This window comes from Sphingopyxis sp. PET50 (genome assembly GCF_025244705.1).
In the GTDB taxonomy this organism is placed as follows: domain Bacteria; phylum Pseudomonadota; class Alphaproteobacteria; order Sphingomonadales; family Sphingomonadaceae; genus Sphingopyxis.
On sequence record NZ_CP104207.1, the window covers coordinates 1,356,987 to 1,371,060 of the forward strand.

At 66.7% G+C, this 14,074-nt stretch carries 12 protein-coding genes and 3 pseudogenes; 12 read left to right on the forward strand and 3 right to left on the reverse strand.

The genetic code is table 11. The features are described 5' to 3' along the window. The first annotated feature begins 22 nt into the window (after nt 1-22). The 8 genes from hslU to N0A20_RS07090 all read left to right on the forward strand — a co-directional run bounded on the left by hslU (nt 23) and on the right by N0A20_RS07090 (nt 7,500). Nucleotides 23-1,324 (forward strand): ATP-dependent protease ATPase subunit HslU, encoded by a 1,302-nt coding sequence (gene hslU, locus N0A20_RS07055; RefSeq protein WP_260583200.1) that lies wholly within the window; start codon nt 23-25, stop codon nt 1,322-1,324. Between the two features lie 143 nt (nt 1,325-1,467). Continuing rightward, nucleotides 1,468-2,115, forward strand: a complete 648-nt coding sequence (locus N0A20_RS07060) for a helix-turn-helix domain-containing protein (RefSeq protein ID WP_260583201.1) — start codon at nt 1,468-1,470, stop codon at nt 2,113-2,115. Continuing rightward, the gene (locus tag N0A20_RS07065) at nt 2,021-2,323 is read left to right on the forward strand and encodes a DUF4115 domain-containing protein (RefSeq protein WP_260583202.1); all 303 of its coding nucleotides are present in this window, start codon (nt 2,021-2,023) and stop codon (nt 2,321-2,323) included. Before N0A20_RS07060 ends, N0A20_RS07065 begins: the two co-directional genes overlap by 95 nt. Before the next feature lie 122 nt (nt 2,324-2,445). Further along, the gene (locus N0A20_RS07070; RefSeq protein WP_260583203.1) at nt 2,446-3,381 is read left to right on the forward strand and encodes a tetratricopeptide repeat protein; all 936 of its coding nucleotides are present in this window, start codon (nt 2,446-2,448) and stop codon (nt 3,379-3,381) included. Then, entirely contained in the window at nt 3,347-4,384 is a 1,038-nt protein-coding gene (gene tilS, locus N0A20_RS07075; RefSeq protein WP_260583854.1) for a tRNA lysidine(34) synthetase TilS, read from the forward strand. Before N0A20_RS07070 ends, tilS begins: the two co-directional genes overlap by 35 nt. A 37-nt stretch (nt 4,385-4,421) precedes the next feature. Then, entirely contained in the window at nt 4,422-6,365 is a 1,944-nt protein-coding gene (ftsH, locus tag N0A20_RS07080) for an ATP-dependent zinc metalloprotease FtsH (RefSeq protein WP_260583855.1), read from the forward strand. 46 nt (nt 6,366-6,411) lie between these two features. Continuing rightward, complete coding sequence (locus N0A20_RS07085; RefSeq protein WP_260583204.1) at nt 6,412-6,912, forward strand: hypothetical protein; 501 nt, start codon at nt 6,412-6,414, stop codon at nt 6,910-6,912. Between the two features lie 240 nt (nt 6,913-7,152). After that, nucleotides 7,153-7,500 (forward strand): DUF3800 domain-containing protein, encoded by a 348-nt coding sequence (locus tag N0A20_RS07090; protein ID WP_260583205.1) that lies wholly within the window; start codon nt 7,153-7,155, stop codon nt 7,498-7,500. Between the two features lie 244 nt (nt 7,501-7,744). On the opposite strand, the gene rpoZ is transcribed toward N0A20_RS07090, so the two are convergent. Continuing rightward, complete coding sequence (gene rpoZ, locus N0A20_RS07095; RefSeq protein ID WP_260583206.1) at nt 7,745-8,089, reverse strand: DNA-directed RNA polymerase subunit omega; 345 nt, start codon at nt 8,087-8,089, stop codon at nt 7,745-7,747. 295 nt (nt 8,090-8,384) lie between these two features. Here rpoZ and N0A20_RS07100 point away from each other — a divergent pair. From N0A20_RS07100 to N0A20_RS07110, 3 genes and pseudogenes are all read left to right on the forward strand, one after another. Continuing rightward, nucleotides 8,385-8,684, forward strand: a pseudogene (locus tag N0A20_RS07100) (phospholipase D-like domain-containing protein); the annotation flags it as partial. 436 nt (nt 8,685-9,120) lie between these two features. Then, nucleotides 9,121-9,189, forward strand: a pseudogene (locus tag N0A20_RS07105) (hypothetical protein); the annotation flags it as partial. A 90-nt stretch (nt 9,190-9,279) separates the two neighbouring features. Further along, nucleotides 9,280-9,432, forward strand: a complete 153-nt coding sequence (locus N0A20_RS07110) for a hypothetical protein (RefSeq protein WP_260584001.1) — start codon at nt 9,280-9,282, stop codon at nt 9,430-9,432. Here the strand turns inward: N0A20_RS07110 and N0A20_RS07115 are convergent. Beyond that, a complete protein-coding gene (locus tag N0A20_RS07115) occupies nt 9,429-10,067 on the reverse strand; it encodes a class I SAM-dependent methyltransferase (protein WP_260583207.1) in 639 nt (212 codons plus the stop codon). The two genes, N0A20_RS07110 and N0A20_RS07115, sit on opposite strands and share 4 nt — an antisense overlap. Nucleotides 10,068-10,642: 575 nt before the next feature. Here N0A20_RS07115 and N0A20_RS07120 point away from each other — a divergent pair. Then, on the forward strand, nt 10,643-11,569 hold the full coding sequence (locus N0A20_RS07120) for an MFS transporter (protein ID WP_312846614.1): 927 nt from the start codon (nt 10,643-10,645) through the stop codon (nt 11,567-11,569). A 35-nt stretch (nt 11,570-11,604) separates the two neighbouring features. Here N0A20_RS07120 and N0A20_RS07125 read toward each other — a convergent pair. Continuing rightward, nucleotides 11,605-13,929 (reverse strand): annotated as a pseudogene (locus N0A20_RS07125) (CDC48 family AAA ATPase). Between the last annotated feature and the right edge of the window lie 145 nt (nt 13,930-14,074).

The window sequence follows — 14,074 nt, forward strand, 5'->3', positions numbered from 1 at the left end:
TCTCTCTGGAACCCTCCCACATATGAACGAAGCATTGACCCCGAAGGCGATCGTCGCCGCGCTCGACACGCATATCATCGGCCAGGACGCCGCGAAGCGGGCGGTCGCTGTGGCGCTGCGCAATCGCTGGCGCCGCCAGCAGCTCGGCGCCGACCTGCGCGACGAGGTCAGTCCCAAGAATATCCTGATGATCGGCCCCACCGGCTGCGGCAAGACCGAGATTTCGCGCCGCCTGGCGAAGCTCGCCAACGCGCCGTTCATCAAGGTCGAGGCGACGAAATTCACCGAGGTCGGCTATGTCGGCCGCGACGTCGAACAGATCGCCCGCGACCTGGTCGAGGAAGCCGTGCGGCTCGAAAAGGACCGCCGCCGCGAGGCGGTGCGCGCCGCCGCCGAAGAAGCGGCCATGGAGCGGCTGCTCGACGCGCTCACTGGCAAGGGCGCCAGCGAGGCGACGCGCCAGAGCTTCCGCCAACGCATCCGCGAGGGCCATCTCGACGACAGCGAGGTCGAGATCGAGGTCGCCGAAGCGCCGAACATGCCGTTCGAACTGCCCGGCCAGCCGGGACAGATGAGCATGATCAACCTGTCCGATATGCTCGGAAAGGCGCTGGGCGGCGGGCCGAAGAAGCGCCGCAAGCTGAAGGTCATCGACGCCGCGACGCGGCTGATCGAGGAGGAGCAGGACAAGCGCCTCGACCAGGACGATGTCGCGCGCATCGCGCTGGCCGATGCCGAAGCGAACGGCATCGTTTTCCTCGACGAGATCGACAAGATCGCGGTCAGCGACGTGCGCGGCGGCTCGGTCAGCCGCGAGGGTGTGCAGCGCGACCTGCTGCCGCTGATCGAAGGCACGACGGTCGCGACCAAATATGGCCCGATGAAGACCGACCATATCCTGTTCATCGCCTCGGGCGCCTTTCACGTCGCCAAGCCGAGCGACCTGCTTCCCGAACTGCAGGGCCGCCTGCCGATCCGCGTCGAACTGGGGGCGCTGACCGAGGCGGATTTCGTCCGCATCCTCAGCGAAACCAAGGCGGGCCTGCCCGAACAATATGCCGCGCTGCTCGGCACCGAGGGCGTGACGCTGAACTTCTCGCCCGATGCGATCGCGCGCGTCGCGAAGCTCGCCGCCGAGGTCAACGAGAAGGTCGAGAATATTGGCGCCCGCCGACTCCAGACGATCATGGAACGGCTGGTCGAGGAGGTCAGCTTCACCGCCGAGGATCTGGGCGGGACGACGCTCGACATCGACGCCGCTTACGTGGACCGTCAGCTCGCAGACATCGTGGGCGACACCGACCTCAGCAAATATGTGCTGTAATCGGGGTACCGGCGGACGGGCTTAATAACGGCCCTTTTCAGCCGGTCGTTAACCGAACTTCATTTGACTTTGCCGCGCGGTCGGTGCGATGAACGGCGCGCACGGTCGACATGGGTCGAACACGGCTCGGCACGGAGACATTGATGGCGGACGAGGAAGCCCCGGAGCAGGGCGAACTGGCGATTACCCGTACCGGTGACCGGCTGCGGCTGGCGCGCGAGGCGGCGGGCCTGTCGCTCGCCGATGTCGCGTCGCGCACGCGGATCACCCAGCGCCACCTCGAAGCCATCGAGAAGTCGGATTTTTCGGAGTTGCCGGGCCGCACCTATGTGACCGGATTCGCGCGCGCCTATGCCCGCGCCGTCGATCTGCCCGAAGCCGAGATCGGCACGGCGATCCGCCGCGAGCTCGAAGAAGACGCTTATGGCGCGCGGCCGCTTTACGAAGCCTATGAGCCGACCGACCCGGCGCGGCTGCCCACCGCGCGCATGGCGTGGACGCTCGTCATCGTCGCCTTGCTGCTGGTCGCGGCCTATGGCGTCTGGCGTTTCCTGTCGGTCGAGCCCAGCGAAGAGTTGATCGCGGCGCAGAACGAGGCCGCCGAAAATTCCGAAGCGTCGAGCAACCGCACCCGGCACCGCTCCCGCGACGAAGGCCGCGGCTCCGGGCCAGGCGATTCCCGCCGATGCCCCGGTCGTGCTGACCGGCATCTCGGAAGTTTGGATCGGTTTCGACGACGCGACCGGCAAGACCGAGAATTGGCGGACGCTCGACGCGGGCGAAACCTATGAAGTGCCGCCCGCCTATATTCAGCAGTTCACGCTCCGCACCAGCATTCCGCAGGCGCTGAAGGTTACGGTCGGCGGCCGCGACATCGGCGCGGTCGGGCCCGCAGACACGCTGGTCAAGAATATCTCGCTGAAGCCCGCCGACCTGATCGCGCGGGCCGAGGGGGCGGGCGCGGCGCAGACCATCCCGCCCGTCGTCCCGAAGCGCTGATCTTTTTCCTTCGGGCGGGCCAAAGGATCGCCGCGCCGAATTGGGTTTGCGCAAGCGGGCCTTGGCGCGTTATGAAACGGACAATGGTTAATCGGATGTGGGGGCCGAAAAGGCAGATGACGATGCGTAACTATCTTCTGGGAACGGTGAGCGCCGCGCTGCTGCTGTCGCTTCCCGGCGCAGCACAGGCGCAGGACGAGGCGATCGGCAAGCGCGTCGACCGGCTCGAAAAGGAAATGCGCGCGGTCCAGCGGTCGGTCTTCCCCGGCGGCAGCCCAACCTTTTTCGAAGGCGAGATCGCGCCCGACAACACGCCGGGCGAGCGCGCGCGCAGCAACGCGCCGGTGATCGACCTGACCGCGCGCGTCGATGCGCTTGAAAGCCAGTTGCAGACGCTGACCGGCCAGACCGAACAAAATGCGTTCCAGCTGCGCGAACTCGAAAAACAGTTCATCGCCTATAAGGCCGAAATGGAAAAGCGCCTCGCCGCGCCGCCGGCGGCCGTCGAGACGACGCCCGCGAGCCTGCCGGTCACGCCGGTCGTGAAGCCCCCTGCGGTGACGGCGACGACCGCCGCCTCGACGAAGAAGCCCGCCGTGACGGCCCAGGCCTCGTCGGCAAGCGCCGCCCGCCTCGCGCTGGTCAAAAAGGTCGAAATTCCGGCGACCGGGAACGAGGTCGATGACAGCTATAATTACGGCTATCGCCTGTGGGAGGCGAAGCTCTATCCGGAGGCGCAGACGCAGCTCAAGGACGTGGTCGCGAAATGGCCGAACCACCGGCTTGCGAGCTTCGCGCAGAATCTCCTCGGCCGCGCCTATCTCGACGAGGGCAAGCCGAACCTCGCGGTCCGGGCCTTCTACGACAATTACAAGGGTAATCCCGGCGGCGCCCGCGCGCCGCACAGCCTGATGTACATGGGAGTCGCACTCGACAAGCTGGGGCGCAAGGCTGATGCCTGCAAGGCCTTCGCCGAGCTCGAAGAGACCTATGGCGACAAGGCGCCGCAGGACGTCCGTGCCGATGCTGCCGCCGCAAAAACAAAAGCCGGCTGCTGAAGCCGACGCCGTCCAGCGGCTGTCGCAACAACTGGAATCGCTTGCCGGCCCGGATTGGCAGCGGCTGAGCTATGGCGTCGCGGTGTCGGGCGGCCCCGACAGCATGGCGCTCCTTTGGCTCATGGTGTCGCTGCTGCCGGGCCAGGTGCGCGCGGCGACAGTCGACCACGGACTGCGCGAAGGATCGGCCGAGGAAGCGCGGATGGTCGCGGGTTTTTGCGAGCGCGACCATATCCCGCACGCCATTCTCTGCCCGCCCGTGCCGATCCGCGGTTCGTTCCAGGCGGCGGCGCGGGCCGAACGCTATCGGTTGCTCGAACAGTGGCGCGCGGCGCATGCGATCGACTTTGTGGTGACCGCGCACCATGCCGACGATCAGCTCGAAACGCTGATCATGCGGATCAACCGGAGCAGCGGCGTCGGCGGCCTCGCCGCCATCCGCGCGCGCAACGGCGCGATCCTGCGCCCCTTGCTCGGGTGGCGCCATGCCGATCTGGTCGCGCTGGCGCTCGACGCCGACCTGCCCTTCGTCGACGATCCGTCGAACGCCGATGTTCGTTTCGACCGTGCGCGCCTACGCAAGGATCTGCAATCGCAGCATTTTCTTGATGCGGAAGCCGCCGCGCGCTCGGCGCAATGGCTCGCCGATGCCGACGCCGCGCTCGACTGGATGGTCGATGAACTCATCGGGCACTGGCCCGATGCCGGCGATCCCGCGGCGATCCGCGATGCCGGTTATCCGGCGGAAATTTTCCGCCGTATCCTGGTACGGCGCCTGTGCGCCTTCGATCCGCAACTGACCTTGCGCGGCGTGACGCTCGACGGGGTGATCGCGGCGATGCGCGAGGGCCGCGCGGGCGATGGTCGGCACGCTGCTGATCGACCGGATCGACGGGGACGACACCGGTTTCTGGCGCATTTCGGCGGCGCCGCGGCGAAAAGCGCGCCCGGCGCGCTGATCTGCTCATTGTCATTTAACACAGAGGGCCTATCTTGGCCTTAGGGCTGCTCTCCGGCCCGGCAAGGTGGAATCGATCGAAATGCAGGATGACAAGGAACCGCAGGGCAATCCCTGGATGAAGAGCGTGATGATCTGGAGCGGCATCCTGCTCGCCATGCTCCTCGTCGCCTCGATGTTCGGCGGTGCGTCGCAGCCTGCGAGCAATCCGATGACCTATTCGGAATTCCGCCAGAAAATCCAGGACGGCAGCGTCAAGGACGTGGTCCTGTCGGAGGACCGCGCGACCGGCACGCTGACCAACGACGAAAAATTCAGCGCCAACCTGATCCGCGATCCCGAACTGCTGAAATTGCTGAACGAAAAGGGCGTCAAATATGACGGCAAGCCCACCGAGACCGGCAATGTCTGGGTCTATCTGCTGATCCAGTCGCTGCCCTTCCTGCTGATCCTCGGCATCGCCTTCTTCGTTTTCCGCCAGGTGCAGAAGAACAACGGCTCGGGCGCGATGGGCTTCGGCAAGTCGCGCGCCAAGATGCTCACCGAAAAGCAGGGCCGCGTCACCTTCGACGATGTCGCGGGCATCGACGAGGCGCGCGAGGAACTGGAGGAAATCGTCGAATTCCTGAAGGACCCGACCAAATTCTCGAAGCTCGGCGGCCAGATTCCGAAGGGCGCGCTGCTCGTCGGCTCGCCCGGCACCGGCAAGACTTTGCTCGCCCGCGCGATCGCGGGGGAGGCGGGCGTGCCCTTCTTCACCATTTCGGGTTCGGACTTCGTCGAGATGTTCGTCGGTGTCGGCGCCAGCCGCGTGCGCGACATGTTCGAACAGGCGAAGCGCAACGCGCCGTGCATCGTCTTCATCGACGAAATCGACGCGGTCGGCCGCCATCGCGGCGCCGGTCTCGGCAACGGCAACGACGAGCGCGAGCAGACGCTGAACCAGCTGCTCGTCGAGATGGACGGGTTCGAGGCCAATGAGGGCATCATCATCGTCGCGGCGACCAACCGTCCCGACGTGCTCGACCCCGCCCTGCTTCGTCCGGGCCGCTTCGACCGCCAGGTCGTCGTGCCGCGCCCCGACATCGAGGGCCGCCAGAAGATCCTCGAGGTCCACACGCGCAAGAAGCCGCTAGCACCCGACGTCGATCTGCGCCGCATCGCGCGCGGCACGCCGGGCTTCTCGGGCGCCGATCTCGCCAACCTTTGCAACGAGGCGGCGTTGCTCGCCGCGCGCAAGGGCAAGCGGCTGATCGCCTCGAACGAATTCGAGGAAGCCAAGGACAAGGTCATGATGGGCGCCGAACGCCGCTCGATGGTGATGACCGAGGACGAGAAGAAGGCGACCGCCTATCACGAGGCCGGGCATGCGCTCGTCTCGCTGCATGTCGAGGGCAATGATCCGCTGCACAAGGTGACGATCATCCCGCGCGGCCGCGCGCTGGGCGTGACGTGGAACCTGCCCGAGCGCGACCGCTATTCGATGAGCATGAAGCAGATGAAGGCGCGCCTCGCGCTCTGCTTCGGCGGGCGCATCGCCGAACAGCTCATCTATGGCAAGGAAGAGCTCAACACCGGCGCGTCGAACGATATCCAGCAGGCGACCGACATGGCCCGCTCCATGGTCATGGAATATGGCATGTCCGATAAGCTCGGCTGGCTGCGCTATCGCGACAATCAAGACGAGGTGTTCCTTGGCCACAGCGTATCGCGCGCGCAGAATATGTCCGAGGAAACCGCCAAGCTGATCGATGCCGAAGTCCGCCGCCTCGTCGAGGAGGGCGAAACCGTGGCGCGCAAGGTGCTGACCGACAATATCGACCAGCTTCACCTGCTCGCCGCCGCGCTACTCGAATATGAGACGCTGTCGGGCGAGGAGTCGAAGCGTGCGATCAAGGGCGAGGATATCGGGCGCGAGGACGACCATAACAAGTCGGGCACCCCCGTATCGGGTCACGCCGGCGGCCTGCCGCAGATCAAGCGCAAACCGCGCCCGTTCGGCGGTGCCAACCCGCAGGGCGCCTAAGCACCATCTGGTTCGGGGGAACGGAATGAAGCGGAAAAAATTCCGGTTGCCGCGGTTCGGCCTCGGCGTGGCGGCGATGTTCGCCTTGGCGAGCCCCGTGCAGGCCTTTCAGCGCGTCGAATTCAGCCAGAATGTCGAGGTCGAAAAGGTCGAGACCGGTGCCGAGGGGCAGCGCAAGATCAGCTTTGCGGCACCCGAAACGGTCGTTCCCGGCGACCGGCTGCGCTTCACGCTTCAGCTCGACAATCATACGAGCGAAGCCGCGGCGGGCCTGAAGTTCGTGAACCCGATCCCGCCCGAGGTCCGCTTTGCCAGCACCGACGACCTCGCCGGCTTTTCGGTGTCGGTCGATGGCGGCCGGACCTATGGTGACCTCGCCGGGATGACCGTTCCGGTGGTCGAGCGCCGCGCCGCGAGCCGCGACCGCCGACGATGTGACGCACGTGCAATGGGTGCTCGCCGAACCCCTCGCACCGGGTGCCGTCAAAAAGGTCACCTTCTTTGGCACCGTCCGCTAAGCTGCGGCAATGACGATCTATTGCGATGAATCGGGCGGCCTCAACGCCGGCGCGATGACCTTTGCGGCGGCCATGCTGACGCCGGAGGCGGCCGCCGACATCCATGCGCGATTTCGTGCCGTCACCGGATTGCGCGGCGAGCTCAAGGGCAGCCGAGATCTCCATCGTCGAGCGGGCCTATCTGCTCGAACTGTTCGACCGCGCCGGCGGTCGCGCATGGGTCGCGGTGGCCGAGCGGGACAAGCTCGCGGCGAGATCCCGGGGGCATCTTGCCGAGCGATCTCGCGCTTTATGGCGCCCTGCTCAACAGCGCGGTCGGCCATTGGCTGCCCGAAACCGGGGGCGTGTGCACCGACGTCGTGATCGACGACGGCCGCTACGACCCCAAGATATTGTCGCTCGTCCGCGAGGAAATCCAGGTGGGCCTCGGCCAGTGGGGCCGCGCCTCGCTCGCCGACAGCCGGCGCAGCGACGGGGTGCAGATCGCTGATGTGATCGCGAACAGCCTGTTCAACATCGCGGTCAAATCGCCCCGCGCCGCGCGGATCGAGCGGATCATCGAGCCGATGCTGGCGTCGAAGGCGATCCGGGTGGCGGAGTTGACGCAGGTTTCCTGATTAAGTGCCGCTTTGGGGGTGGATATAAGACATTCCCCTCCCTTTTAGGGAGGGTTAGGGGTGGGTAGCGAGCGTAGCGAGCAAGAGGAAGAGCGCCGCCTTCGGCGGCAACCCACCCCCAGCCCCTCCCTTGCAGGGAGGGGAGATAAACGTCCGCTAACGCCCGAAACCGGTCGTTTCCCAGCGCCAAAACAAAGGGCCGCGGTTTCCCGCGGCCCCCTCGGTGATCCTGTATCGCGACGGCTTATTCGAAGTCGCTGCCGCCGCCCGCGGGGCTGCGCGGCGGCGCGGCGGCGGTGAGGCGCAGGGCCTCGGCCGAACGCGCGATCGAGCTGATTTCGTCGGGCGTGTCGTCATCGTCGACGACGACCTTCTGCAGCGAGCCGGTCAGCGATTCCTGAAGGTCCTTCGGACGGATCGTCTGTTCGGCGATCTCGCGCAGCGCGACGACGGGATTCTTGTCGCGGTCGCGATCGACGGTCAGCTCCGAACCGCCCGAGATTTCGCGGGCGCGGTGCGCCGAGAGCAGAACCAGATCGAAACGGTTGGGGACTTTGTCGACGCAATCTTCGACGGTAACGCGGGCCATGTGTTTTCCTTGATCGAGGAGAGGCCAGCCCGGAGGCATGGCGGCAAGCGCTGCGCGCTAGCAGGCGGCCCCCGCCATGTCAATAAATCCGCGTCCCCTCCCCTCGGCCTTGCTCCCGCGGCGGCGCCCGTCCTATGAGCAGGGCATGAGTGCCGAGCCCATTCCCGCCAGCGATCCCGACACGCTGCGCGCCGATGTGGCGGGCCACCGGATCGAGGTCATCGCCGACGGCGATTCCCGGCTCGAACGCGTCCTCGCGCTGCTGAACGGCGCGATCCGCAGCATCGACCTGATCATGTATATCTTCGAGCATGACGCGGCGGGCACGCGCGTGCTCGACGCGATGACGACGGCGGCGAGACGCGGTGTGCGCGTGCGCGCGGTGATCGACAGTTTCGGGTCGAGCGACATATCGGACAATATCTTCGACCCGCTGCGAGGCGAAGGCGGCAGTGTCACCTTCTTCTCCCGGCGATGGCGTTCCTCCTATCTGGTCCGCAACCATCAGAAATTGCTGCTGATCGACGGCGAGATCGCGATGACCGGCGGGTTCAATATCGCCGATCCCTATCTCAGCACCCACCTGACCCGCTGCTGGTTCGACCTCGGGGTCGTGGTGCGCGGGCCGACGGTGGCGCGCATGGTGCGATGGTTCGCCGAAATCCACGATTATACGATGAACGACGACGGCAAATTGCTGGTGCTTCGCCGCCTGATCCGCGAATGGCCGGTCGATGCCGGACCGGTGTCCTGGCTGGTCGGCGGCCCGACGCAGCGGCTGTCGCCCTGGGCGCGCGCAGTGCGCAGCGACCTTGACAAGGCGCGCCAGCTCGACATGGCGATGGCCTATTTCTCGCCCGGCCAGGGCATGCTGCGCCGCCTCGGCCGCGTCGCCAGGCGCGGCCGCGCACGCTTCGTGATGGCGGCGAAGTCGGACAATGCGGCGACGATCGGCGCTTCGCGGCTTCTCTACGGTTATCTGCTCCGCAAGAAGGCGGCGGTCTGGGAATATCGGCCGTGCCGAGCTGCATATGAAACTGATCGTTATCGACGACGTCGTCTATGTCGGGACCGCCAATTTCGACATGCGCAGCCTGTTCTTGAATGTCGAGGTGATGCTGCGCATCGCCGACGCAGGCTTTGCCGCGCAGATGCGCGATTTCGTCGCCGGGCTCGAACCCGATTGCGACGTGATAACCGCCGAGGAGCATAAAGCGCGCGCCGGATGGCTGACCCGGCTGCGCTGGACCTTGTCGTGGTTCGTCGTCGGCGTGGCCGATTACACCGTATCGCGGCGGCTCAACTTCGGCCTCGCCGATACCGATCCCGATACCGAGATTTAGTCCTTCCAGCCCCAGAAAAGGAAGCAGGGCGGGACATTGACCCATTCGAATGCATTGTCGATGCGATTGAAATGCGCCGCGAGGAAATCGCGCGCGCGGGCGCGGAACTGATAGACGAGGAAGGCGCCGCCGGGGCGCAGCACCTTGTGCGTCGCCGCCGCGATCGCCGGTCCGACCCCCGCCGGCAGGGTCGAGAAAGGCAGGCCCGACAGGACATAGTCGGCCTGTTCGAAGCCGTGCGCGCGGATGATCTCCTCGACGTCGGCGGCCGAGCCGTGCACCGCGATGAAGCGGCTGTCGCGGATATCCTTGCGCAGATAGTCGATGAAGTCGGGGTTGGTGTCGATCGCGATCAGGGTCGCATCGCCCGCCATGCGTTCGAGCACCGGACGGCAGAAGGTGCCGACGCCGGGGCCATATTCGACGAAGAGCTTCGTATTCTTCCAGTCGACGGGCTTCAGCATGTGGCGGATCAGCGTCGGCGACGAGGGCACGATCGACCCCACCATCACCGGGTGCTTGATGAAGCCCTTCACGAACATGCCCCAAGGCCCGACAAACTGCTTCACTCGGTCGCGGATGCGGCGCAGCGGCGCGACCTTCGATTCTTGGGCATGGGCCCGGGGATTGGTCATGATGGCTTTCGCATTGTTGCGGACGGCAAAGGCGTGGCAAAAACGGGCGCGCGGCGCAAGGAAAGAGTCCGCTTGACAAAAGCCTGGCACCCTCGCGCTGGACAGGCCGGGCGGGCCGTGTAGGAGGCTGGCGGAACACCAGGCCGCACGAGCGGCGGAGTCGGAAGGGGGAGCCAGCGCCATGCCGAACATCAGCCGCTCGATCCCTGCCGACCGCATGGCGGTGCTGTTCGCGGTGATGCTGGTCGCCGCGGCGGGCAATACGGCGATGCAGTCGATCCTGCCCGCGATCGGCGCCAAGCTCCATATCCCCGACGTGTGGGTCAGCCTCGCCTTCAGCTGGTCGGCGCTGCTGTGGGTGCTCACGGCGCCGCACTGGGCGCGCCAGTCGGACAAGCGCGGGCGCAAGGCGCTGATGGCGCTCGGGGTGATCGGCTTCTTCTCGTCGATGGCGCTGTGCGGCGTGGTGCTGTGGTCGGGGCTGATGGGTTGGCTCGCCGCCGGCACGACCTTCATCCTCTTCGCGCTGTTCCGCAGCCTCTACGGCGGTTTCGGTTCGGCGGCACCGCCGCGCGGTGCAGGCTTATGTCGCGGCGCGCACCGATCCCGAGGAGCGCACCCAGGCGCTGTCGCTCGTCTCCTCGTCCTTCGGGCTCGGCACCGTCATCGGCCCGGCGATCGCCCCCTTCTTCATCCTGCCGATCGTCGGGCTATCGGGGCCGCTGCTGGTGTTCGCGCTGATCGGGCTGGTCGTGCTGGCGATGCTGCGCTGGCGGCTCCCCGACGACATCCCGCGCTTCGCCGCGCGCGGCGCGATCGCTTCCTATCCGACCTCGGCGGGGACGCCCGACACGACGCTATCGGATGACGGGACCGAAGACGGGGAAGCGGGCGAACCGGTGCCGCTGCGCTGGACCGACCGGCGCGTGCGGCCCTGGCTGCTCGCCGGGCTGTTCGGCGGGCAGGCGCAGGCGATGATGCTCGGCGTCGTCGGCTTCCTGATCCTCGACCGGCTGCAACTGCGGCTGCGCCCCGACGAGGGCGCGGCGATGACCGGCATCGTGCTGATGGCGGGCGCCTTTGCGACCCTGCTCGCGCAATGGGGGCTGATCCCGATCATGAAGATGTCGCCGCGCACCGCGGTGCTGGTCGGCGCGGCGCTCGGCGGCGTCGGGACGGTGATGACCGGGCTGTCGTTCGACCTGCACGGCATCATCATCGGTTTCGCCCTCGCCTCGCTGGGCTTCGGGCTGTTCCGTCCGGGCTTCACCGCCGGTTCGTCACTCGCGGTGCCGCGCCGCGACCAGGGCAGCGTCGCGGGCATGACCGCCTCAATCAACGGATCGGCCTATATCGTCTCGCCCGCGATCGGCGTGCTGCTCTACAATTGGCATCCGATGGTCGCCTACGGCCTGATGGCCGGCTTTTGCGGCTGGCTGGTGCTGTGGGGCTGGAAGGCGCTGCGGCTCGACCACGCCTTCGGCTTCGGCAACGAGCCCTGACCCCGGGCGCGGTGGCCCGGGGACAGGTCGTTCCCTCAGTCTTCGGCATCCTCATGCTTGCGCTCGCGCACGGGCTTGAGCATGCCGGGCGCGAAGAAGCCGATCGGGTCGACGCTCATCGCCGCCTGCTTGATTTCGCCCTGGATCTTTTCATAATCCTTTTCCATCGCCTCGGTGACCGAGGCCCGGGTGTCCTTCAGCGCGGCCTCGAAATCGGCCATCGTCACCGTCTCGCTGCCCATCGAACGCTTGAGCGCGGCGAGGCCCGCCCGGCGGGTCAGATCCTCCAGATCGGCGCCGGTAAAGCGGTCGGCCTTTCCGGCGAGCGCCGACAGGTCGACGTCGTCGGCCAGCGGCATCTTTCCGGTCTGGATCTCCAGGATGCGCTTGCGTCCCTCGGCATTGGGCACCGACACATAGATCAGCTCGTCGAGCCTTCCAGGGCGCAGCAGCGCCGGGTCGATCAGGTTCGGGCGGTTGGTCGCGCCGATGACGACGACCGACTGCATCTCCTCGATCCCGTCCATTTCGGCGAGGATCGTGTTGACGACGCGTTCGGTCACCTGCGGCTCGCCCGCCGCTCCGCTGCCGCGCGCGGGCACCAGGCTGTCGAGTTCGTCGATGAAGACGATCGTCGGCGCCACCGCGCGGGCGCGCTGGAACAGCCGCGCGATCTGCTGCTCGCTCTCGCCATACCATTTCGACAGCAGGTCCGACGACTTGATCGAGATGAAATTGGCGTCGGACTCGCGCGCCGCCGCTTTCGCCAGCAAGGTCTTGCCCGTCCCCGGCGGGCCATAGAGCAGGAAGCCTTTCGCCGGACGGATGCCGAGCCGCCGGAACGCCTCGGGATGCTTGAGCGGCAGTTCGATGCCCTCGATCAGCTTGTCGCGCGCCGCGTCGAGCCCGCCGATGTCGCTCCAGCGCGTCTTCGGCGCCTGCACCATCACCTCGCGCATCGCCGACGGCTGCACGCGCTTCAGCGCATTGTTGAAATCCTCGCGCGTGACACGCAGTTCCTCGATCACCTCGGGCGGGATCGTCCCGTCATCGAGGTTGAGCTTGGGCATGATCCGCCGCACCGCCTCGATCGCCGCCTCACGCGTCAGCGCCGCCATATCGGCGCCGACGAAGCCGAAGGTCGTGCGCGCGAGTTCGGCGAGGTCGACATCGTCCGCGAGCGGCATGCCGCGCGTGTGGATACCCAATATCTCGCGCCGCCCGCTTTCGTCGGGAACGCCGATCACGATCTCGCGGTCGAAGCGGCCCGGGCGGCGCAGCGCCTCGTCGATCGCGTCGGGCCGGTTGGTCGCGGCGATGACCACCAGATTGGTGCGCGGTTCCAGCCCGTCCATCAGCGTCAGAAGCTGCGCAACGAGGCGCTTTTCGGCCTCGCCGGTCACCTGCCCGCGCTTCGGCGCGATCGAATCGATCTCGTCGATGAACAGGATCGACGGCGCCGCCTTGGTCGCCTGTTCGAACACGTCGCGCAGCCGCTTTTCGGACTCGCCATAGGCGCTGCCCATGATCTCAGGCCCGTTGATCAGGAAGAATTGCGCATCGCTCTCGTTCGCGACCGCGCGCGCGAGCCGCGTCTTGCCGGTGCCCGGCGGGCCGTGCAGCAGCACCCCGCGCGGCGGATCGACGCCGAGGCGGCGGAACAGTTCGGGATAACGCAGCGGCAGTTCGACCATCTCGCGAAGCTGGTCGATCGTTTCGCCCAGCCCGCCGAGGTCGTCGTAGGTGACGTCGGTGCGCCGCGCGTCCTGTGGCTCCTGATATTCGGGGAGCAGCTCGATCTCGGTATTCTCGTCGATGAAGACGACGCCCTTGGGGGCCGCCGACACGACGAGCAGGCGTACTTCGGCGAGCGCATAGGCCGTGGCGCGTTAAGCATCTGGCGGAGCTGCGGCGGCATGTCGCCCGCCGACACGCGCTGTTGCCCCGCGGTCGCGACCGTGTCGCGCGGCGACCAGCGGGCGCCCGAAAAAGCTGCGTTTCAGCGCGTTCGCGGACCCCTGCAGCCGCAGATTCTCCTGCGCGGGGGCGAACACCACCCGCGTCGCGGGGCGCGTCTCGACGCGGCTGAGCGACACCATGTCGCCCGCGCCCGCGCCCGCGTTGGCGCGCTGGAGCCCGTCGAGGCGGATCACGTCGAGCCCTTCGTCCTCGGCATAGGGGCCGACGACGCGCGACGCGGTGTCGCGCTTGCCGCTGATCTGGACGATATCGCCTTCGGTCAGGCCCAGTTCGGCCATGGCGGCGCGCGGAATACGGGCGATGCCGCCGCCGCTTTCCTCCGCCCGGGCGTTGGCAACCTGCAGTTTGACCTGTTTTTCTTTTACCGCTGCTTCGGCCAAGGCGTGTCTCCCGCAAAATGGTCAGAACGGCGAAGATAGGACGGCGGTTCCCGATTTGCGACCCCTTGCGTGGGGCCATTTATGACGCACTGCACAAAATTCTGGCATGTCCGCCAATGACATGTCATCATCGCGCCCCGGATAC

What these genes read in the sequence shown, in the direction of transcription:
- hslU (WP_260583200.1), top strand. Translation starts at nt 23, where the DNA reads ATGAACGAAGCATTGACCCCGAAGGCGATCGTCGCCGCGCTCGACACG.
- N0A20_RS07060 (WP_260583201.1), top strand. Translation starts at nt 1,468, where the DNA reads ATGGCGGACGAGGAAGCCCCGGAGCAGGGCGAACTGGCGATTACCCGT.
- N0A20_RS07070 (WP_260583203.1), top strand. Translation starts at nt 2,446, where the DNA reads ATGCGTAACTATCTTCTGGGAACGGTGAGCGCCGCGCTGCTGCTGTCG.
- tilS (WP_260583854.1), top strand. Translation starts at nt 3,347, where the DNA reads ATGCTGCCGCCGCAAAAACAAAAGCCGGCTGCTGAAGCCGACGCCGTC.
- ftsH (WP_260583855.1), top strand. Translation starts at nt 4,422, where the DNA reads ATGCAGGATGACAAGGAACCGCAGGGCAATCCCTGGATGAAGAGCGTG.
- rpoZ (WP_260583206.1), bottom strand. Translation starts at nt 8,089, where the DNA reads ATGGCCCGCGTTACCGTCGAAGATTGCGTCGACAAAGTCCCCAACCGT.
- N0A20_RS07115 (WP_260583207.1), bottom strand. Translation starts at nt 10,067, where the DNA reads ATGACCAATCCCCGGGCCCATGCCCAAGAATCGAAGGTCGCGCCGCTG.